Consider the following 19,015-nt stretch of genomic DNA (forward strand, 5'->3'; position numbering starts at 1 on the left):
CAATACAAAAAGTTAAGACATTTTATTAATATGTTAGTTAAAGTAAGAGTGCAAACTTAAATAGGATGATGATGGCTTTTCGTTACACCCGATTCGCATGGGCATTGCTCATGCTGACTGCTCTCGGATTGGAACTGGCGGCAGTCGCGTTCCAGTATCTTCTCGGACTCGATCCCTGCGTGATGTGCGTTTACGAGCGCCTGGCGGTGATCGGCCTGATCGGCGCCGGGCTGCTCGGCCTGATCAATCCCCGCCAATCTTTCTTAAGAATCCTCGGGTACCTCGTATGGGCCGTCAGCGCGGGCTGGGGTCTGGCCTTGGCCTTGGAGCATGTTTACCTCCAGCGGAACCCGGAAGCCGCGATGGGTTGCAGCTTTCTCCCGGAGTTTCCCGATTGGATGCCTTTGCACGAGTGGATCCCCACGCTGTTCCTGCCGACCGGATACTGCGACGACATTCAATGGCAGTGGTTGTCGCTGTCGATGCCGGAATGGATGGTTGTTGTGTTCGGCACCTACCTGGTGGTGTTGGGCATTGTCCTGGTGACCGAAGTTCGCGGTTTGCGGGGTTCCGCGGCCTGAGTCTCTTGGCCCTCGGTGTCGCGGGGCTAATCGCCATATGCCCCGCGAAAACCGATTGATTGCGGCGTGCAAAAAATCTGAATCCTCTCTGGTGCTGCCTCTCGTAGATACGGGTGGAAGACAACAACGCGGCCCGCCGCACAACCCCTGAGAGGAGAACTAAAGATGAAATTCTCAACCGCATTGAAACTGGTATCGCTTGGCGCCATGGCTTTGACGACGGCCGCGGCCTGTACCTCCGGCTACTACAAGTCGGCCGAACACAGCAGCACGCTGACCGACCACCGGGGCATGGTGGTTTACACCTTCGATAAGGACACAGCGCATACCGGACAGAGCAACTGCTACGGACCGTGCGCGAGCACCTGGCCGCCGGTCGTTGCCGGCGACATCCGCGGGTCGAACATCGGTCGCATCGAGCGTACCGATGGACAAGCGCAGGCAACCTACAAGGGTGAGCCTCTTTACTATTATCTCGGCGACGCGAATCCCGGCGACGAGAACGGCGATGGCGTCGGCGGTGTATGGCATTCCGCCAAGCGCCAGCCGGCTTATCAGTCGAATGCCTCGTACAGCTACGGTGGCTACGGCGCCTATTGAAGCGCATGACAATGCCGGCGGCGGTGGCAATGCAAGGGATTGCCACGCGCCGGCCTGAGAATCTTCCAGACGGTTATGCGGGCCTGCTTCAGGCGTCGGTGTCGTCCTGTTCGGTCAACTTGGTGCAGTCGGGACAGTAGATGGTGCCCAGGCGCACGTGATAGCGCACCAGGGTGCCGACCTCGACCGGTTGGCCGCAGCTATCGCACAAGGTGCCGCTGTCGAGCACCAGCTCGTCGAAGCCATCCACCGGGATCTCGATGCCGTGCATGATCCGGCTCCAGGGTTTCTCTTTGACGATATCGGGACGATACAATTCCTCGATCTGCCGCCAGCGCGCGATCAGGTGTTCCGGCAGGTCATGCTTGCGCAGGACCGATTCCATGAGGTCTTCCCGATAGTCGAACAGCTCATCGGAAATCACCATCCAATGATGCGCATTGCGCGGCCGGTCGCCGAAGTAGACTTTCTCGCCGCTGAATATCTGGCGCAGGAACAGGTACTGTTTTTCAATCGAGCGTTGCTTGGTGACCTTGGCGAAGAACGGTGACAGCCGTGGATCGTCGTACACGATCGTGTAGAAATCGTTGAGGATGGGCGTCAGCCGCTTGCCGCTAGCCAGCGCTTCCCAAATCTCTGTGTCGGGCGCCGGGTAGGGCACCTCAACGCTGGTAACCACCTCGGGCATCGCGGCAGCCGGCGTGATGCGCGAGTCGCGGCGACGGTCTGCATAATCAAAGGGATCAGTGAATATCTGCGCCTGCGGTACGCCGATCGCGATGGCCTCCTGATGCAGCGCGGTGACGAATGGCGCAGGTCCGGCCAGGTAGACGTGCCAGCCGGCCAGATCGTCGTAGTTCGAGCGAATCGTCTGTATGGCGGAGTCGACCGGTGTGCCATGCGCGGCCGATGTTCCGCCAATGCACGGGAAGTAGGTCAGATTGTCGTTCGCCGCGGCCAGTTCCTTGAGTGTGCCGTCAAGATAGAGTTCTTGTGGGTTCAGCGCTTCGTGATAAAGGTGGATGGCGCCCGTGTGCCCCATGGCGATGGCTTCGCGAGCGATCCCCAACATCGGCGCCAATCCGGTGCCGCCGCCGATCAACAGTAGCGAGCGGTTCGGATCCGACGAGTCGTAGCAACAGTCGCCCAGCGGCCCCTGTATGTCGATTTCGTCCATCTCGTTGAGATCATCGAACACCCAGTTGCTGAACCGGCCGTTCGCCATGCGCTTGATGTGTAGTTCGAGGAAGTAATCGTCGGCTGGATGGTCGGCTATGGAATAGGAGCGCGCCAGGCCATCGCTCACCCGACTCAGATTGACGAACTGGCCACCGTGGAAGGCGTCGGGCTGTTCGACTTCGAGCATCAGGCGGCAGATGTCCGGGGTCAGCAACTCTTTCTGTTGTACGACGGCGGTCTTGTACAGATCGGCATGATCAATCGCGCTGATCGCAAGATCGTTGTGCGGTCGGCACTGGCAGGGTAGAAAGAATCCAGATGCGACATAGCTTGCACGTAAGCCATGCTGTGCTTCATCCGAGACGTCACCCTGGTCGCAGCGCATCATGCAGACATGGCAGCTGCCTTTCTGACAGGAGAAAGGCAGTTCGACTCCCTGGCGCAAGAAGGCCTGTAGCACCGTCTCGTCCGGCCGGCAGTGGTAGGTGGTTTGTTGGTAGGTGACCTTGGGCATTTGCGGTTTCCATTGCTTTGGAGTCCTTGTCGGCATCGGCGCGCGATTTTGAACCGGGCTCGCGGCGCGAAGGCGTGCCGGGCAGCACGACCTCAACGCTCCGTCGACTTTGCAATAATAGGCCCATTTGATCGGCGAGAGAGCGTGGCCGTCGTTGCCCGGGAGAGTTGAGCATGTTGAAACCACCGCAATGGCTTACAAAAGGTGCGGGACGGCGTCGCTTTCTCTGGCGCGCGTCGGCGGTCCTGATGGCGTTGCTGCTGAGCGCCTGTGTGAGCCGGTCGCCGGTCAAGCCGGCGGGCGTGGCGTTGGACACGGTCGAGGAAGGCGACGGACAACCGCAATGGTGGTACCTGCGTTTTCGCCTGGCACGCGAAGATGCGCAGGAAGTGAGCAGCTATCTCGATATGCTGATTGCCGATCGAATCCTCGCGCCGCTGATCGTCGCCGAGCGCGACGAGATCGTGCTGTGGCGCTTTCATCGACGCTGGCCGAACGATGCCACCGGCCATCAGTTCAGCCTGATCGTGTTTACCAGTGTGCCGGTTGCGCAACGGCTTGCCGACAATATCGGCCGCAGCGCCATGCTCTCGCAGCTGCGCGACGACGGCCACCTGGTGCAGTTCCGCATCGATCAGCCGGCCGAAGAGGTGCGATTCGATATCGATGCGACCAGCGACCGTGCCTGGCCGCTGCCGATCCAGCGTGAATGGCCGCATTTCATCATGGGTGCCAGCCACATGTGGCTGGGGTTGGTGCAAGGGGCGGCTCGGGAATACCCGGACATGACGCTTTACGAGAAATATCAGGCGGTCGAATCAGATGTCGACGCCTTGTGGTTCAAGCACGGCAACCATGCGTTCTTTCACCATTTGAGTGCCCTGTTCGGCTATCGCCCGATACGCGTGATCCGGCGCGATATCATGACATTCTGATCTGGCCGGCATTGCGGCTTGAGCGAGGGAACGGCTGCCCTATACTGCGGGTCAGACGGTTTACCGCATTGCTGGTGGCCCCCGGCAGCACGTTTTGTTTGCGCCAGGGCCGTCGCACAGGCTCATTGACGACAGCATTACCGCGGAGTGACAGACATGGCCACACTGAACGTGAACGGTAAGACCATCGACGTCGAGGTCGATGATTCCACCCCTCTGTTATGGGCGCTCAGAGAGCAACTCGGCCTGACGGGTACCAAGTATGCCTGCGGCATCGGTGTCTGCGGCGCCTGCACGGTGCATATCGATGGCCAGGCCGTTCGATCCTGTGTAGTTCCGGTGTCATCGGTTGCGGCTTCGCAGAAGATCACGACGATCGAAGGCCTGTCGCCGGATGGCAGTCACCCGGTACAGCGTGCGTGGGCTGAATTGGACGTGCCACAGTGCGGCTATTGCCAGCCGGGCATGATCATGGCCGCCGCAGCCTTGCTGGCCGACAAGCCGAATCCCACCGACAGCGATATCGATGCAGGTCTGACGAATATCTGTCGCTGCGGCACCTTCAATCGTGTCCGCCGGGGCATCCATCGCGCTGCCGAACTCAACGGCAAGGAGAAATCCTGATGGCAACCGAACAGGTTAATGTCTCAAGGCGCGATTTTCTGATTGGTTCGGCGACCGCCGGCGTCGGTTTGTCGCTCGGTTTCTACCTGCCGTTCGGCGCCGCTCATGCGCAGAACCAGGCGGGCGATGCGATTCGCGAGGTCAATGCCTGGGTGGTGATCAAGCCGGACGATACGGTCGTGATCCGGATTGCACGTTCGGAGATGGGTCAGGGCACCTTGACCGGGCTGGCGCAACTGGTCGCTGAAGAACTCGAATGCGATTGGTCCAAGGTGACGACGGAGTACCCGACGCCCGGGCAGAACCTGGCGCGTGACCGTGTGTGGCGCAGTTTTTCGACCGGTGGCAGCCAGGGCATCCGTGGCAGTCATCAATATGTGCGCGAAGGCGGTGCGGTGGCCCGCAGCATGCTGATCGAAGCAGCGGCTGAGGCGTGGGGTGTGCCGATGGAGGAGTGCTCGGCGGCGAACAGCGTCATCACGCACGGTCCGACCGGCCGAACCGTGACCTACGGCCAGGTCGCAACTGCCGCGGCCGACATGATCCCGCCGGTGACGGTGCCGCTGAAAGACCCGAAGGATTGGAAGATCGTCGGCAAGCCGGTCAAGCGTCTCGATACGCTCGACAAGCTCACCGGCAAGCAGGTATTCGGTGCCGATCTGTCGTTGCCCGGCATGTTGAACGCAGCGATCAAAGCCTGCCCGGTGTTTGGCGGCAGCGTCCGGGCGTACGACGCGAACCAGGTCATGGGCATGCCCGGTGTGCGCAAGGCCGTCAAAGTCGACGATGCGACGGTTGCCGTGATCGCCGAAACCTGGTGGCAGGCGAAGACGGCGTTGGATGCATTGCCGGTGGTGTGGGACGACGGTCCGAATAGCGATGTCAGCAGCGAGTCGATTGCGGATTGGTTGCGCGATGGCCTGAGCGCGGCCAAGGCGTTCGTCGGCAACCGCCAGGGCGATGTGGACGATGCGCTGACGGGTGCCGTCGAGATGGTCGAAGCGGTCTACAGCTACCCCTATCAGAACCATGCGACGATGGAACCCATGAATGCCACGGCGCGCTGGACAACGGAGCGCTGCGAGGTGTGGTGCCCGACGCAGAACGGCGAGGCCGCACTGGAGGCGGCAATCGCTGCATCGGGATTGGCGCCGGCGCAATGCGATGTGTACAAGATCCATCTCGGTGGCGGCTTTGGGCGGCGCGGTGCGCAGGACTATGTCACCCAGGCCGTGAATATCGCCAAGCAGATGCCCGGCACGCCGATCAAGATGCTGTGGTCGCGCGAAGAAGACATGACACACGGCAAGTACCATCCAACCACCCAGGCGAAACTGGTCGGTGGCCTGGACAAGGACGGTAACCTGACCGCTCTGCGGGTACGTATCTCGGGACAATCGATTCTCGCCTCGGTACGGCCGAACGCGTTGAATGACGGGGCGGACATGGTCACTTTCCAGGGCTTCCTGCCCGAAGGCGATCACGCCTTTGTCTACAGCGTGCCGAACCTGCTGGTCGATCACGCGATGCGCAATCCGCCGGTGCCGCCCGGGTTCTGGCGTGGCGTGAACATCAACCAGAACGCGATCTACCTGGAATGCTTCGTCGACGAGCTGGCGCATGCCAGCGGACAAGACCCACTCGCGTTTCGCCGCAGGTTGATGGCGAACGATCATCCGAACGCTCTGGCGGTGCTCAACGCAGTTGCCCACAAGGTGGGGTGGGACGCCAAGCCGGCGGATGGCGTGCACCGCGGATTGGCGGTGTGCAAGACGTTCGCCAGCTACGTCGCGGCTTGTGCCGAGGTTTCGGTGACCAACGGTCAATTGAAGGTACACCGTATTGTTGCAGCGACCGACTCGGGATATGCGGTCAACCCGCAGCAGATCGAGGCGCAGATCGAAGGGTCGTTCATGTTCGGCCTGTCGGCGATGTTGTACGGCGAGTGCACCATCAAAGGCGGACGCGTCGAGCAGGAGAACTTCAACAGCTATCCATCGATGACGATCGCCGAGATGCCGCAGGTCGAATCGATCGTGATGCCATCGGGCGGCTTCTGGGGCGGGGTCGGTGAACCGACGATTGCGGTAGCGGCCCCGGCGGTGCTGAATGCGATATTCGCCGCCACCGGGCGGCGCGTCCGCAACCTGCCGCTGAAGAACACCGACCTGCGGGTAGCGTGAGCGAACGTCTCGGCAGCGCCTATCCGCTGGCGGATGATCAGCAGGTACTGCGTGCAGCGCATGACTGGTTGACTGCGGAGCACGCTGTGGTGCTGGTGACTGTCGTCCGCACGTGGGGCTCTTCACCGCGACCACCGGGCGCTCTGTTGGCGATCAACGATGCCGGCCAGACCGTCGGTTCGGTATCGGGCGGTTGTATCGAAGACACGTTGCGCGATCGGTTTTGTAGCGGCGAGATCGCCGGTCCCGATCCGACCATGATCGACTTCGGAATCGATCGCGAGGACGCCGGGCGGCTCGGGCTGCCTTGCGGTGGCAGACTCGAGCTGCTGGTGGAACATCTTCACGCACCGCAACCGCTCGAACGTCTGTTGGACAGACTCGAACGCGGCGAACTGGTGGCGCGACGCGTCTGCCTGAACACCGGCGAGGTGAGTCTGCATAGCGGCGAGCCGGGTATCGAGTTCCAGGTGAGCGACGATTACGTCGTACGTACCTTGGGTCCGTCGTGGACCTTGTTGTTGGTGGGCAACGGCCAGCTTGCACAGCATCTTGGCGCGATGGCGCTACAACTGTGTTTCGAGGTGACGATCTGCGATCCGCGCGAGTCGTTCGCCAGCTTGCCGGCTGTGCCCACCGTTCACTACGACAAGCGCATGCCGGATGATGCCGTACGCCATGTAGTGACACATCCTCGCGCCGCTGTGGTGACGCTGGCGCACGATCCACGGCAGGACGACCTCGCGCTGACTGCTGCACTCGAATCACCGGCCTTCTATATCGGTGCGCTCGGGTCGACCCGGTCGGCCATGTCGCGCAACCGACGCCTGCAGTCGCTGGGTTATTCGGCGTCTCAGTTGGCGCGTATCCACGGCCCGGCAGGTTTGCCGATCGGCAGCAAACGCCCGGCCGAGATTGCGTTGTCGATCCTGGCGCAGATTACGGCGATCAAGAATACCGGAGAACGACCGGCGACAACGTCGAGCCAGGCAAGCGGATGATGCAGGTCACCGGCATCCTGCTCGCGGCAGGCGCGGCGAGACGATTCGGATCGCACAAGCTCATGCATCCCCTGGGCGATGGTACGCCGGTCGCTGTCGCCGCCGCCCGCAACCTTGTCGCCGCGGTGCCCGACGCGCTGGCGGTGGTCCGCCCCGGAGACAATGCGCTGATCGCAGCATTGCAGGAAACCGGCATCGCGATTGCCGTAAACCCTGCGGTGGATTGCTTGATGGCGGACAGTATCGAGACCGGGATCGGCACTGCGGCCGCCTCGGATGCCTGGCTGATTGCATTGGGTGATATGCCGTGTATCCGCCCGGCGACGCTGCGGCAGTTGGTGGAGCGCTTGTCGTCCGGGGCATCTATCGTCGCGCCGCAGTTCGATGGGAGACGCGGCAACCCGGTAGGCTTCGCCGCCCGTTGGCGCGAATCCCTATGTGCCCTGCAAGGCGACCAGGGTGCCAGGCGCTTGTTGTCCGATCATGCCGCCGAGCTCACGCTGTGCACCGTCGATGACCCGGGCGTGATCTACGATATCGATCTGCCCGACGATCTTCAGCGGCATTCGACGTAAGCGGTCTGTCGACAGCGAACCCCTCGCGCGCGATTGCCGTGGGATGGGACGGTACTGCCGATATCGCTTAGAACGGATAGTCCGGCAGCTTGACCGCGGTAGCGATTTCTTCGGGCGAGGCATTGCAGCCGCTCATCTGCACGACGACCTTCTTTCCCTGAAGGCGGTCGCGCAGTTTGATCAGCGCCATCAGGCTGGCCGCACCGGCTCCCTCCGCCAACTGGTGGGTGTGGTGCAGTGCGGCGTTGATACCTTGATAGATCTCGTCTTCGCTCAGCAACACGAAGTCGGTCAATGCGTGGCGGTAGATGTCGAAGGGCAGGGCATAGGCAGAGCCGGTGGCGAAACCGCCGGCAAAGGTCTCGTTGGCCGCGGTCATGACCTGGCCTTCGCGCCAAGAAAGACAGGCAGCCGGTGAACGCTCCGCCTGTACGGCGATGATTTCGCAGCGCGGCGTCAGTGCCTTGAGGACCGTGCCGGCGGCCGCGGCCTCGCTGCCGGCGCCGATCGGCACGATCATGACGTCGATATCCGGCAGGTCTTCGACGATCTCGAGAAACTCGGTGCCGACACCGTTGATCAGGTGCGGTTCGTTGGCCGGGTGGGCGCTGTACAAGCCGCGTTGCAGGCACAGGTCATCGACCGCGGCGGCGCAGTCTTCCAATGTCGCCCCGGCTTCCACCAGTTCCGCGCCGGTTGCGCGGATCGCGAGGTTTTTGACCGGGTTGTTGTGTTGCGGAACCACGACCACGGCATTCATGCCCGCCCACGCTGCCGACGTTGCGACCGACAGGCCGTGGTTGCCGGTCGAGTGCGTGATTACACCCTCGATACCGGCAGCTTTCAGATGGTGCATCAGGTTGATACCACCGCGTATCTTGAAGCTGCCGGTCGGGTTGTGGTTCTCGTGCTTCACATAGACCTGTACGCCGGTGACTGACGACAGGGCCGGATAATGAATGAGCTGGGTCGGCTTCAAACACTGGCCCACGATACGCTTGGCGCGATACACCTCGGTCAGTGACACCGGATAATCTTTGGGATTGATCAAAGGGTTCTACCTCCGTGGCGACGCGCGCCTGGGTCGAGCCCCCATTGTGCCGCAACACATGAAGTCGATGCGCGCATCTCGCTCAGAGTGTGAGATGCACCCAGGTGGGGTCGTGGTCGGAGCCGTCGCCGCCATGCTTAGTGCGCCGGTCGACGTGCGCCGATACCACCCGGTCCGATAGCGATGGGCTCAACCAGATCTGATCGTACAGGGAATACTCGGGTGGGGTATCCGCACCCGGTGGGTTGAAGCGGTACGACCACGCGCTCGTCTGCGGGCCTGCACCCTGGGTTTCGGCTTTCGGTGGTCGCGTCTCGATCGGCTGTGTCAGTGCGTTGAACAGCGCCTGGCCGTCGACTACGTACATCGATTGCAAAAAGGCCGAATCGACCGGGTCGTTCATGTCGCCGGTCAATACAAAGCGCGCTCCCTTGCGCTCGTTGTCGCTGATCAAGCGGGCCACCGTCTCGGCCTGCCGCTGTCGACGCAGGTTGTTCGCAGCCTGTCCGGCCACCGGGTCGTCGCGAAAATCGACGAAGTGACTCTTCAGATGCGTGTTGTAGAGCGTGAACAGTTTGCGCTTGCGGGCGGCATCCAGAATCTCCACGGCCAGCAGATCGCGTCCGAATATGCGTTCTTGCGGTGCGTCCGGATGGACCGCCGTCTGAAAAGAACTGACCTTGCCGATCGGCAGTTTCGACATCACGCCCACATCGATCAGTCGCTCGTCATTGCCCTCGATCAGGGCGAGATGCGGGTAGAGGTCGTTGAGGTAGTCGCTGTTGAACTGCCGCAGCACGGCGATGTCTTCGACCTCTTGCACCGCCAGCACATCGACATCCATCGCAAGGATGCGGGCCGCGATGGCCTGGGTTTCCTTCGATTGCTTGCCGTGCACCAATCGGCCCTTGAAGGTGCGCAACATGAATCCGCTGGCCTGATCGAAGGTATAGGCGACCGTGACATCGTTCTCGCCGGGCTCGGCTGCACGCAAGGCATCGACCGTCGCATGAAAGTTGTAGCGCGAGAACAGGTTGTTGAGGTTGAACGTTCCGACCGACACCTGCATGGATTGGCCCCCGATAAACCGGCATAATGCGCCCCTATAGCGCGAGTCTAGGCGAGTTTCATTAAGAAAGTGCGTCAGAACAGTGATCGGGCGGCAGTCGGTATGCCGATTTCGTCGCTGTTCGTAGAACTCGACGCGCATCCGGTCGGATCATGACCTCAATATAAGCGGGCTGACTGCATTCGATGTCAAATCCAACAGAACCTTCGCAAAATGGAATTCGCGACATGATTGACTTCGGTGTTCTTGTCCTCGTTTTCGGTGTTACGTTGTTCGCGTTTCTGGCCTTTCAACGCGTTTACGCCTCCGATCTGAAAAGCGACGAACACGTCATCCTTTTCACTACCAACGCCCATCTCATCGATAACGGCCGGCTATGGCAGGCGGATGTTCACGGCTGGATATTCGAACCGGAAGAAGGCTCAGCCTGGCGTTCGGCGCTGGCGAACTCCTTCGTCAAACGGTTGGGCCTGGATCAAAGCGCGCTGGAAGAATCTGCCTTTCGCAAGCGCGCCGCCATGTTTCTGGTCGACAACGAGCGCAACAAGCGGTTGACGATCGATGTCGCCGGTGAATCGACGCAACTGGCGAAATCCGGAAGCAATGGACACTTTTTTTCGACCATCCGGTTTCCCGCCGATCTGATCGATCAGAACTGCGACGGTTGCCGCGAAGTGGCGATCGTCTCGCCCGCGGGTGACGAACGGCGTTTTGCCGGGCGGGTGCAATTGATCGGGGAGGACGGCATATCGGTGATCTCCGACATTGACGACACCGTTAAGACCAGCGATGTGTTGAACAAGCGGGAATTGATCAAAAACACCTTTCTGCGGCCTTTCGAAGCGGTCCCGGGTATGCCGCAGGCCTATCAGCGGTGGGCGGATCAGGGTGCGGTCTTTCACTACGTATCGTCGTCGCCCTGGCAGTTGTATCCCTTTCTGACCGAGTTTCTCGACGACACCGGTCTGCCCGGCGGCAGCCTCCATCTGAAACAGTTTCGCGTCAAAGACCAATCGTTCTTCGACCTTTTTGCATCGTCGATGACGACCAAGGTGCCGACTATCTCGCGCCTGGTCAAACAGTACCCCAAGCGCCGGTTTGTGCTGGTGGGCGACTCCGGGGAACACGACCCGGAGGTGTACGCCGAAATTTATCGGCAGCACCCCGATCAGGTTGCGCATATCTTCATCCGCAACGTGACCGGCGAATCAGCGGACGCGGCGCGTTACCAGGCGACGTTTGGTGCAATCCCAGCTGCGGTATGGACGGTATTCGACGATCCGAACGACTTGGGCAATTACCGATTGCCGGAGAGCTGAGCGTCGGGCACCAATCGGGCGGTCGGCTGTCTAATTATTCAGCCACCCCTGTGGCTCGTGGCGAACGAGGAGGTTTTCCATGCGCCGCCCTATATCCTTGCTATTCATACTTGTCGGCATCGCTGTCGCGCTAAACGCTTGCGTCTACGCGCCGCCGCATGAGCGGCCGCCGGCGCACCGTTACGACTACGACTATTACTACTACCCGGACGTGAACGTGTACTTCCATCTGTTCTCGGGGCACTACTACTACCGGGATCATGATCGTTGGCTTCGGGTCAAGGTGTTGCCGAGCCATATCTATCTCGATCACCGCGTCCGTCGACCCTTGATGATAAAGGAACCGCAGCCGTATCGTCATCATGAGCGCCATCGCGCCGAGTACCGGCCACCGGCAAACTATCGTCGCGAACCGAAGTACGACCGCGCCGAGCGCGATCACAACCGTAGGCAGTTCGAGGTGTATCACGGTCGCCGTGGTGATGCACCGCCTAGGCCGCGTTGAGTAACGACGGATAGGCCCGGCGCGCTAGCGGCCGGGCATTGTCGCGGCGCTGGAGGTCTGCAAGACCACCGCAATCGGCAGGTGGTCCGAGCCGATGTCGGGGCCGATGTAGGCGTCATTCACCCGCCATTCCGGCGAGACGAGCAGGTGATCAATAGGGATGCCGAACCATCCTTCGAACATTGCCGGCCAGGTCGGCGATAAGTCTCCGGTGCGGCGCAGGCCCAGTTCGTCCAGTCCGGTGAAAGCCGACGACCAGGGGGTCGCGTTCAGATCGCCCGCCACCACGACGGGTCGGGCGATGTCCTTGTGATGTCTGGCGATAGCAGTCAGCTTGACGTCGCGCAGGGCGTGAAACTCAGGGGCCATCGGCGGCATCGGGTGGAATACGACAATGTCAAACGCCTGTTTCGGCCATGCGACTTGTGCCTCGATGTGTGGAATGCCGTCGTTGTCTTCGATCACTTGTATATCGCTCAACGGAAACCGGGACAGCAGGGCAATACCGAAGGCGTCGTTGCGCGGCCGGATGACGCGGTGCGGGAATGCCACGAGTTTCTCCAGATCAATGCCGAGTTGCGGCGAGACTTCGAGTACCGCGACGACATCCGCCTGTCGATTGTTCAACCAGTCAATGAATGTTGCGGGATTTTGGTTGGCCGCATTGACGTTGGCGACGATGACGGTCAATGTCGGTCCGTCGTGATTCGCGCGGAGTGCCGTCGATGACGCGGTGAACCACGGCAAAACGGTGAGCACTATGAGCATCAGCCACCGTTTATCCTTCCATGCAAGCAGCGGTGCACAGACCAGCAGCACGGCGACGTACAGCCATTGCCAGTGACTGGCGAGGTCGATCATCCATAGCAGCAGGTTTCCGTCGCCTTCCACGCGGTAGGGCACCAGTGGGATGAGTATGGCCAACCCGCTGGCCAAGGCAGCAAACTTCACGAGACGCATGACGGATTCGATTCCAATCCCTGTTGACGACAGACCGAGCAAGCCGATTCTAAAGGAACGCACAAAGAATCGATAACGCGCCTGCCTGCAGGTTTCGCTGCGTCGTACGAGGGCGTATCGTTGGAGCGTCATACAATTGCTGACGGTCAAGGACTAGGAGCCATGAACTGGAAATCGGCCTATCGTTCTTTTTACTATCAAGACGCACCTGAACCAGAAGACTTGGTTCTGCCTGCGAGTGAAACGGCGCTGCTGTGCATTGATGTGCAGAACTATGGTCTGGTGCCGAAGAGCAGCGCCGAAGAACAGGCGCGCTGGACGCCTTTCTTCGATCGCATGCGGCAGACCGTGATGCCCAACCTCAAGCGTTTGCAGGATGATTTTCGTCGATGTGGCATCAATGTTGTTCATGCACGCATTGCCTGCCTGCTCGACGATGGGCGCGACCGTTCATGGAGTCAGAAGATGCCGGGGTGGAATAATCTTCTGATGCCGACGACCTCCGAGGAATCGCAGATCGCTCCCGAGGTCGCGCCCTTGCCGGGAGAGATCGTCGTCACCAAGACGACCGATAGCGCATTGACCGGCACCAATCTGCGCCTTGTGCTTAGCAACATGGGTATTCGCAACGTCGTAGTGACGGGAATCTACACGGATCAATGCGTTTCATCGACGGTGCGCAGCCTGGCGGATGAAAGTTTCAACGTGGTTTTGGTCGAGGATTGCTGTGCAGCCGGTACCGACGAGCTGCACCAACGCGAGCTCGAGATCATCAACATGATCTATTGCCATGTCGTCAGCAGCGATGAACTGCTTGAGATCATGCAATTGAACTGACACAACCGAAGTCGATCCAGGTTGGCTGCCGCGGTAGCACTGCACGGGGTGAGGCAGGCTGAACACCGGGGTGTCGAATCCTGACATGCATCGCCAGCACCGGTGCACGGGTGTGAGGACTATGCAAGGCGGACAATTGAACCGGGTTAGACAACGCATCTTGGTGGCAGTTCTTTGGCTCACAGTCGCCGGCTTGGCGTCGGCTATTGGCGCGGATTCGTCAACCCGCCTGCAACTCGCGGGTGTCCAGCAACTGCGCATCGAACGTCCCGAGGTGTACTGGCAGCTAAACGGGTTCGTCGAAATGGTTCCACCGGTCCGCCTGCCGACGACCCACGATGCCAGCGATATCATCCGCGTTTATCTTTTTGTACCACCGGATGAAAAGATTTCGGCACGCTATCTTGAGGCCCAGCAGCGGCCGACGTTGGTGTTTCCGCCCGGCACGCGTGCTGACCGGATCGAATTGCTGGGTTACAAGCGGGCCGACGGCACGCGCGATGAGACCGTGATGGATGTTCGCGGAGCCGAGATCCGCAACCCGAGACAGATGGATGTGCATGTCTATCGGCCCGTTGACGGTACTGCGCATGCGCCGCTCGTCGGTTGGTCGTGGCTCGCGGGTGACGAGGCGGCACGACAGGTCGCCACCGATGAAATGATCAGCGTGGCAAGGCATCTGGGAACGCCGGTCGAACGACCGCCGCTGTCGGCTGTCGGACTACATATGCTTCGCCGGCTCAACGACTGTTCGACGTGCCATATGCCAAACCACCAACGCAGTTCGACCACCGAAACCGCACCCTTGCCGCGAGGCGAGACCGATCAGGCGGGGTTCTACCTGCCGTTGTCTGTGCTGCAAGATCAGACGCCGCTGGCCGCGACACGGCCGATGGATCTCAATGCCGGCGATCCGTTCGTCGACGTGAAGTGTGGTAACGACAATGCTCACCTGGTACATGAAGGCGAATGGATCTGGTTTCGCTGTGACGGTGATTCGATACCCATGGGGAAACGCGATATCGCGGCAGGCCTGAAAGCGGGCGACCGCTACACTTTGGCCGTCTGCCAATCCAGGCGTTATCTGTACGAGCATATGGACGAGGTAGCCCGCAATATGTTTGCTGAAGCATTCAGGGTGTGCGGTATCGTTGATGATTGATGCGATTTTCGGTCGGTCGCGGTTGTCGCCCGGCTGTTCGGGTTTTGTCGGCAGGAGCGAGGATGGCTATGAACAGACAGGGTAGCGAACGAGGCGTAAGCGTTTTGCTTGCGCCGTTATTACTGATCCTTGCATTGTTGCCGGCAGCGAAGGCACTCGCAGACTGCCAGAAGAACTACAAAGGTGAGGTGATCTGCGGCCGCGGTGACTGTCAGCGTGATCGCTATGGCAATGTCGCCTGTTCAGCATACCGCGACGGTGCAGCGGTTCGGTCACGCACCGGCGAGATCATATGTGGAAAGGGCCGCTGTATTGCGACGTCTGACGGTGAGGTCTATTGTTCGACGGTACCGGGCGGCGCAGTGGTTAAGGATCGTTTCGGTGAACCGCGTTGCGAAGGGGCCTGCGAAGCAGCGACGGTAGAAAACTGTGTCGCGGAACCGGCGGGCACGCGTTAAGAACAGATTCGGCAGCGGAGAAATCAGGATCAGTTCTTCGCGCGCAACACAAAGGTTGTCTTGTCGAACTCGTAAAAGCTGATGTTCGAATCGGTGTGCTGATACGCTACGCCAAACTCAGGAGTGAATCCAAAGACCTTCCACTGCTTGTTGTGCACCAGGAAGCTCAGCTTGGTGGTGTTGTCACGTCGCTGCTTGGTGAAGAAGGGGTCGTCATCCAGATAGTTGCGAGTGCCGTATCCGGCGGACAGGTCTACTCCCCAGGTGTCAAACAGCGGTAGAGAGACAGTGGAGCTGACTCCCGCGCCCTGATAGCTATAAGGTTTCTCGTCGGCGTCGGAATTCTCGACATAGACGCTACCGAGTACCTGCATGCTATTCGCCAGGATAGTCGATGCGCGTGCCGTCAACGTCTGCGAGAACGCGTCAAGATGGTCATACTCATCCACATCGAGATAGGCCAACCTGGCTTCGGTACTCAAGCGGAATCGTTCGACAGGGTCCGGAAAATAGGTGACGGATACGTAAGGCTGGCGATACTGGTGATCACCGGCGTAGTACGACTCTTCGATGCCGACGCGACCCTGCAGTTTTCGGTAGGTCCTGGGGAACAATGCGATACCGCCGTCGAGCGTCCACCGATCGAAATCATCGCCTTCCAGGTCTCTGAAGCTGACCTTGGCGAAGCCGACAACACTGGCGTCCGCCGTGAATGCCTTTGTCGCAGTCACGCCGTACTCGATTCCGTGCGTTTCCTCGTTCTCGGGCGGTTGAGCGATTGTCAGAACCTGGCCGGCGATCATGACCTGGCGGCTCTCCGTGTAGTTCATCGGGTTGCTGTCGGTCACAAACGCCACCGAGAACTTGATGTTGCCCAGCGCCTCATCGATCAGGTCGAGATAACGGTTGACGTTCTCACGCACCCCCCAGGGCAGAGAGGCGTCGGCCAGAATGTCGTTGAAAAGCCGCTTTGAATGCTCGTATTGCCGGTCGAGGAAATATGCCCGCGCCAACTCCAGTCGTATGCGCTGTGAGTCGAGCCGGTTCGATAGCATCTTGAACACCTGAATCGCAGCCGGGTAGTTCTGCCGCCGCAGTTCTTCCATGCCGATGGCGAAAAATACCTGGTAGGTGTCATCGTCAGGCGTTGCCTGTGTAACAGGCTCTGTCGCCGAAGCGGCGGCGACGCTGAACATGGTGAGGCAGCCGACGAGCAGTGATGCCAGTCGGCCGCGCAGTATCGTTGGCGAACCCATGGCTCGGACTACTGAGCCGCTCCATAAGAGCCGATGTAAGACTCGGTGCCCGCACCGGAAACCGAGAATACGCCGCCGAGTTCTTCGGCATTGGGACCGTAAAAGCGTCCTTCTGTCTGTCCGGTCATGCCGCCGGCGGCTGTGAGCGAGCCGGTAAAGGTATTGACGCCTGCTGCATAGTTCAGGGTTCCGCTCAGGTCGAGGTTGGGCGCCAGCGACGAGGCGGATGTCAGCAGGTTGAGTTTCTCGGAGTTGGTGGTTGCGAACGTAAGAGAACGACCCACGAAGTCGGCATTGACGGTGAGATCGCCGCCCGCGAGATACTGTGCACCCGCCGCATCGACATAGATGCCCATCGCGGCCCCGGTGAAACTGGCGGTACCCGAGGTGGGTATTGCGCTGCCTGCCGTCGGTGCCCCCAAGCTGACGGCGCCGATCTGGCCCGAGCCGGTCATGATGCCGGTCTGCCAGGTGCCGAACGTTTGATAGTCCCACGACAGCGCAACCGGATTCACAGTAAACAACATCGACTGATTGCTGCCGCTTGCTGCTACGACTGCCAGCGGATCGGTGTCGTCGATCAGATCGCCCGAGTTTTCGTCCCACGTCACCGTGCCGTTTTGCGTGGTGATGCTGATGCGGCTGATGGTGTCGTCGAAGCGGTAGGTGATGTACGCACTCGCTGTCGTGTCGACACCGAGGTCGGTAACACTGGTTGCATTGAAGCTCGGAGCCGATGCGGTGTAGTCGGCGTCCTGCGATATGCCTTTGATGCTTACGGTCGCGGGCGGGTTGATCGACGACCATTTCACGAAGCTTACCGACTGGGTCACGCCGGCTGAATCGCCGCCACCGCCACCGCCGCCACATCCGCCGATGAATGCCGCCAAAGTGACGATTGGGGCGACCTTGGCAACCTTATAAATCTTTGCGAGCGACATGATGCTCTCCATGTTGTGTTTTTCCGTTCGACAAGCCGCGCAAAACTTGCGGGTCACGACTGTCAAGCTCTGTTTCCTTGGTGCTGTGCTTTGGAAGTGACCTGCCAACGCGGGCCCAACATCTATTGCGATCGTCCGGCTATCTGGACGTCGGCAAACGGAACGCCTTACGCAGATTCTGCTTTCTCCCATTTAGCGTACAGACGCGCGCTGATCACGTCGTGATACAGGTCAATACGTGATTCGATTGGGCCGGGATGGCCGTGGGAAGACGTTCCGTAATGTGAAGGGTTTGGGGCTCGTCTCGACTTTCTAGGTACTTCCTTGTCTCAGCACACTTGCTTAGGTTTTATTATGTGCGAATCGTCGAATGTATATGACGAATCTCGCATGTACAAAGTAGATCACGCGAAAAGACCAGGCGTCAATCTATGTGAGGATTGTAAGTAACTAGCTTCGTGCGAGATCCAAAGCTTGCACCGCGGTCAGTAAACGCTTATGCGGGCGGTTTGCGTGACAGTAAGGACTGTCGGCAAACCGCCCGGCGTATAGCTCAGTAAACGTCAGAGTGCCTTCTTGCAGAAATACCAATCGGTGCACTCATAGCCTTCGTCGGCACGCTTCTCGGCGGCTTCCATATCGCCAGGAGGCGGTACGATGACTTTCTCACCCGGCTGCCAACCTTCAGGTGTCGCGATTTTGTGCGTGTCCGATGCCTGCAGTGCCTTGATCAGGCGCAGAAACTCGGGGATCGAGCGGCCGTTGGTCATTGGGTAGTAGACCATTGCCCGCAGTACGCCTTCGGGATCGATGATGAATGTTGCGCGCACTGCCGACGTATCCGCTGCCCCCGGGTGAATCATGCCGTAGGCCTTTGCCACCTTCATCGACAGGTCTTCGATGATCGGAAACTGGATATCGACGCCGAAGCGTTCCTTGATGTTGCGTACCCAGGCAACGTGGCTGTAATAGCTGTCGATAGACAATCCCAGCAGCTCGGTGTTGACCGCCTGGAAGTCGTCGTAGTGTTTGGCAAATGCCATGAACTCGGTGGTACATACCGGGGTGAAGTCGGCCGGGTGTGAGAACAGCACCAACCATTTGCCGCGATAGTCTTGCAGCGACTTGACGCCGTGCGTGGTGCGCGCCTCGAAGGCCGGAGCCGGTTCATTGATACGTGGCATGGCGAACTGCGCTTGCGATTGTGTATCCATTGTTTCGTAACCTCATCAATAACGTGGAGTTGTAATCCGGCATCTGTATTG

General features: G+C 59.9%; 19 protein-coding genes. 12 read left to right on the plus strand and 7 right to left on the minus strand.

The window, feature by feature from the left end:
- Positions 1-71 precede the first annotated feature (71 nt).
- Positions 72-581, plus strand: coding sequence for a disulfide bond formation protein DsbB (dsbB, locus tag B1781_RS11220; protein WP_334223985.1), 510 nt, complete (start codon positions 72-74; stop codon positions 579-581).
- A gap of 165 nt (positions 582-746) precedes the next feature.
- Positions 747-1,181, plus strand: coding sequence for a COG4315 family predicted lipoprotein (locus B1781_RS11225; protein ID WP_078119758.1), 435 nt, complete (start codon positions 747-749; stop codon positions 1,179-1,181).
- 88 nt (positions 1,182-1,269) lie between these two features.
- On the opposite strand, the gene B1781_RS11230 is transcribed toward B1781_RS11225, so the two are convergent.
- On the minus strand, positions 1,270-2,874 hold the full coding sequence (locus tag B1781_RS11230) for a 2Fe-2S iron-sulfur cluster-binding protein (protein ID WP_164513346.1): 1,605 nt from the start codon (positions 2,872-2,874) through the stop codon (positions 1,270-1,272).
- A 173-nt stretch (positions 2,875-3,047) separates the two neighbouring features.
- Here B1781_RS11230 and B1781_RS11235 point away from each other — a divergent pair, with 173 nt between their 5' ends.
- From B1781_RS11235 to B1781_RS11255, 5 genes are all read left to right on the plus strand, one after another.
- Positions 3,048-3,809 (plus strand): hypothetical protein, encoded by a 762-nt coding sequence (locus B1781_RS11235; RefSeq protein WP_078119760.1) that lies wholly within the window; start codon positions 3,048-3,050, stop codon positions 3,807-3,809.
- A 156-nt stretch (positions 3,810-3,965) separates the two neighbouring features.
- The gene (locus B1781_RS11240) at positions 3,966-4,433 is read left to right on the plus strand and encodes a (2Fe-2S)-binding protein (RefSeq protein WP_078119761.1); all 468 of its coding nucleotides are present in this window, start codon (positions 3,966-3,968) and stop codon (positions 4,431-4,433) included.
- Positions 4,433-6,616, plus strand: a complete 2,184-nt coding sequence (locus B1781_RS11245) for a xanthine dehydrogenase family protein molybdopterin-binding subunit (RefSeq protein WP_078119762.1) — start codon at positions 4,433-4,435, stop codon at positions 6,614-6,616. The genes B1781_RS11240 and B1781_RS11245 overlap by 1 nt, the downstream gene beginning before the upstream one ends.
- The gene (locus tag B1781_RS11250; protein WP_078119763.1) at positions 6,613-7,617 is read left to right on the plus strand and encodes an XdhC family protein; all 1,005 of its coding nucleotides are present in this window, start codon (positions 6,613-6,615) and stop codon (positions 7,615-7,617) included. The genes B1781_RS11245 and B1781_RS11250 overlap by 4 nt, the downstream gene beginning before the upstream one ends.
- The gene (locus tag B1781_RS11255) at positions 7,614-8,192 is read left to right on the plus strand and encodes a nucleotidyltransferase family protein (protein WP_078119764.1); all 579 of its coding nucleotides are present in this window, start codon (positions 7,614-7,616) and stop codon (positions 8,190-8,192) included. The genes B1781_RS11250 and B1781_RS11255 overlap by 4 nt, the downstream gene beginning before the upstream one ends.
- Before the next feature lie 67 nt (positions 8,193-8,259).
- On the opposite strand, the gene B1781_RS11260 is transcribed toward B1781_RS11255, so the two are convergent.
- Complete coding sequence (locus B1781_RS11260) at positions 8,260-9,243, minus strand: threonine ammonia-lyase (RefSeq protein WP_078119765.1); 984 nt, start codon at positions 9,241-9,243, stop codon at positions 8,260-8,262.
- A gap of 82 nt (positions 9,244-9,325) precedes the next feature.
- Positions 9,326-10,312, minus strand: a complete 987-nt coding sequence (locus B1781_RS11265) for an endonuclease/exonuclease/phosphatase family protein (RefSeq protein ID WP_078119766.1) — start codon at positions 10,310-10,312, stop codon at positions 9,326-9,328.
- A 227-nt stretch (positions 10,313-10,539) separates the two neighbouring features.
- Between B1781_RS11265 and B1781_RS11270 the strand changes: the two genes are divergently transcribed.
- Positions 10,540-11,631 (plus strand): phosphatidate phosphatase App1 family protein, encoded by a 1,092-nt coding sequence (locus B1781_RS11270; RefSeq protein ID WP_164513347.1) that lies wholly within the window; start codon positions 10,540-10,542, stop codon positions 11,629-11,631.
- A 79-nt stretch (positions 11,632-11,710) separates the two neighbouring features.
- Complete coding sequence (locus B1781_RS11275) at positions 11,711-12,136, plus strand: hypothetical protein (RefSeq protein ID WP_125932033.1); 426 nt, start codon at positions 11,711-11,713, stop codon at positions 12,134-12,136.
- A gap of 24 nt (positions 12,137-12,160) precedes the next feature.
- Here B1781_RS11275 and B1781_RS11280 read toward each other — a convergent pair whose 3' ends face one another.
- Positions 12,161-12,997, minus strand: coding sequence for an endonuclease/exonuclease/phosphatase family protein (locus B1781_RS11280; protein WP_164513348.1), 837 nt, complete (start codon positions 12,995-12,997; stop codon positions 12,161-12,163).
- Positions 12,998-13,258: 261 nt separating this feature from the next.
- Between B1781_RS11280 and B1781_RS11285 the strand changes: the two genes are divergently transcribed.
- From B1781_RS11285 to B1781_RS11295, 3 genes are all read left to right on the plus strand, one after another.
- Positions 13,259-13,933, plus strand: coding sequence for a cysteine hydrolase family protein (locus B1781_RS11285; RefSeq protein ID WP_078119770.1), 675 nt, complete (start codon positions 13,259-13,261; stop codon positions 13,931-13,933).
- Positions 13,934-14,126: 193 nt separating this feature from the next.
- Positions 14,127-15,095 carry a hypothetical protein gene (locus B1781_RS11290; protein WP_125932034.1) on the plus strand — a complete coding sequence of 323 codons (969 nt, stop codon included), beginning with the start codon at positions 14,127-14,129 and terminating at the stop codon, positions 15,093-15,095.
- Between the two features lie 62 nt (positions 15,096-15,157).
- Positions 15,158-15,553, plus strand: coding sequence for a hypothetical protein (locus tag B1781_RS11295; protein ID WP_125932035.1), 396 nt, complete (start codon positions 15,158-15,160; stop codon positions 15,551-15,553).
- 29 nt (positions 15,554-15,582) lie between these two features.
- Here the strand turns inward: B1781_RS11295 and B1781_RS23160 are convergent, their stop codons facing one another.
- The 3 genes from B1781_RS23160 to B1781_RS11305 all read right to left on the minus strand — a co-directional run bounded on the left by B1781_RS23160 (position 15,583) and on the right by B1781_RS11305 (position 18,964).
- Complete coding sequence (locus tag B1781_RS23160; RefSeq protein ID WP_164513349.1) at positions 15,583-16,809, minus strand: surface lipoprotein assembly modifier; 1,227 nt, start codon at positions 16,807-16,809, stop codon at positions 15,583-15,585.
- Between the two features lie 8 nt (positions 16,810-16,817).
- Positions 16,818-17,750: a transferrin-binding protein-like solute binding protein gene (locus tag B1781_RS23165; RefSeq protein WP_164513350.1), complete on the minus strand. Its 933-nt coding sequence runs from the start codon at positions 17,748-17,750 to the stop codon at positions 16,818-16,820.
- A gap of 563 nt (positions 17,751-18,313) precedes the next feature.
- A complete protein-coding gene (locus B1781_RS11305; RefSeq protein ID WP_078119774.1) occupies positions 18,314-18,964 on the minus strand; it encodes a peroxiredoxin in 651 nt (216 codons plus the stop codon).
- Between the last annotated feature and the right edge of the window lie 51 nt (positions 18,965-19,015).

It is taken from the genome of Thiosocius teredinicola (genome assembly GCF_002009425.1).
Classification (GTDB): Bacteria; Pseudomonadota; Gammaproteobacteria; order Chromatiales; family Chromatiaceae; genus Thiosocius; species Thiosocius teredinicola.

Excerpts from the sequence above, each read along its gene's own strand:
- dsbB (WP_334223985.1), top strand. The coding sequence starts at position 72 with ATGGCTTTTCGTTACACCCGATTCGCATGGGCATTGCTCATGCTGACT.
- B1781_RS11225 (WP_078119758.1), top strand. The coding sequence starts at position 747 with ATGAAATTCTCAACCGCATTGAAACTGGTATCGCTTGGCGCCATGGCT.
- B1781_RS11230 (WP_164513346.1), bottom strand. The coding sequence starts at position 2,874 with ATGCCCAAGGTCACCTACCAACAAACCACCTACCACTGCCGGCCGGAC.
- B1781_RS11235 (WP_078119760.1), top strand. The coding sequence starts at position 3,048 with ATGTTGAAACCACCGCAATGGCTTACAAAAGGTGCGGGACGGCGTCGC.
- B1781_RS11240 (WP_078119761.1), top strand. The coding sequence starts at position 3,966 with ATGGCCACACTGAACGTGAACGGTAAGACCATCGACGTCGAGGTCGAT.
- B1781_RS11245 (WP_078119762.1), top strand. The coding sequence starts at position 4,433 with ATGGCAACCGAACAGGTTAATGTCTCAAGGCGCGATTTTCTGATTGGT.
- B1781_RS11255 (WP_078119764.1), top strand. The coding sequence starts at position 7,614 with ATGATGCAGGTCACCGGCATCCTGCTCGCGGCAGGCGCGGCGAGACGA.
- B1781_RS11265 (WP_078119766.1), bottom strand. The coding sequence starts at position 10,312 with ATGCAGGTGTCGGTCGGAACGTTCAACCTCAACAACCTGTTCTCGCGC.
- B1781_RS11270 (WP_164513347.1), top strand. The coding sequence starts at position 10,540 with ATGATTGACTTCGGTGTTCTTGTCCTCGTTTTCGGTGTTACGTTGTTC.
- B1781_RS11275 (WP_125932033.1), top strand. The coding sequence starts at position 11,711 with ATGCGCCGCCCTATATCCTTGCTATTCATACTTGTCGGCATCGCTGTC.
- B1781_RS11280 (WP_164513348.1), bottom strand. The coding sequence starts at position 12,997 with ATGATCGACCTCGCCAGTCACTGGCAATGGCTGTACGTCGCCGTGCTG.
- B1781_RS11285 (WP_078119770.1), top strand. The coding sequence starts at position 13,259 with ATGAACTGGAAATCGGCCTATCGTTCTTTTTACTATCAAGACGCACCT.
- B1781_RS11295 (WP_125932035.1), top strand. The coding sequence starts at position 15,158 with ATGGCTATGAACAGACAGGGTAGCGAACGAGGCGTAAGCGTTTTGCTT.
- B1781_RS23160 (WP_164513349.1), bottom strand. The coding sequence starts at position 16,809 with ATGGGTTCGCCAACGATACTGCGCGGCCGACTGGCATCACTGCTCGTC.
- B1781_RS23165 (WP_164513350.1), bottom strand. The coding sequence starts at position 17,750 with ATGTCGCTCGCAAAGATTTATAAGGTTGCCAAGGTCGCCCCAATCGTC.
- B1781_RS11305 (WP_078119774.1), bottom strand. The coding sequence starts at position 18,964 with ATGGATACACAATCGCAAGCGCAGTTCGCCATGCCACGTATCAATGAA.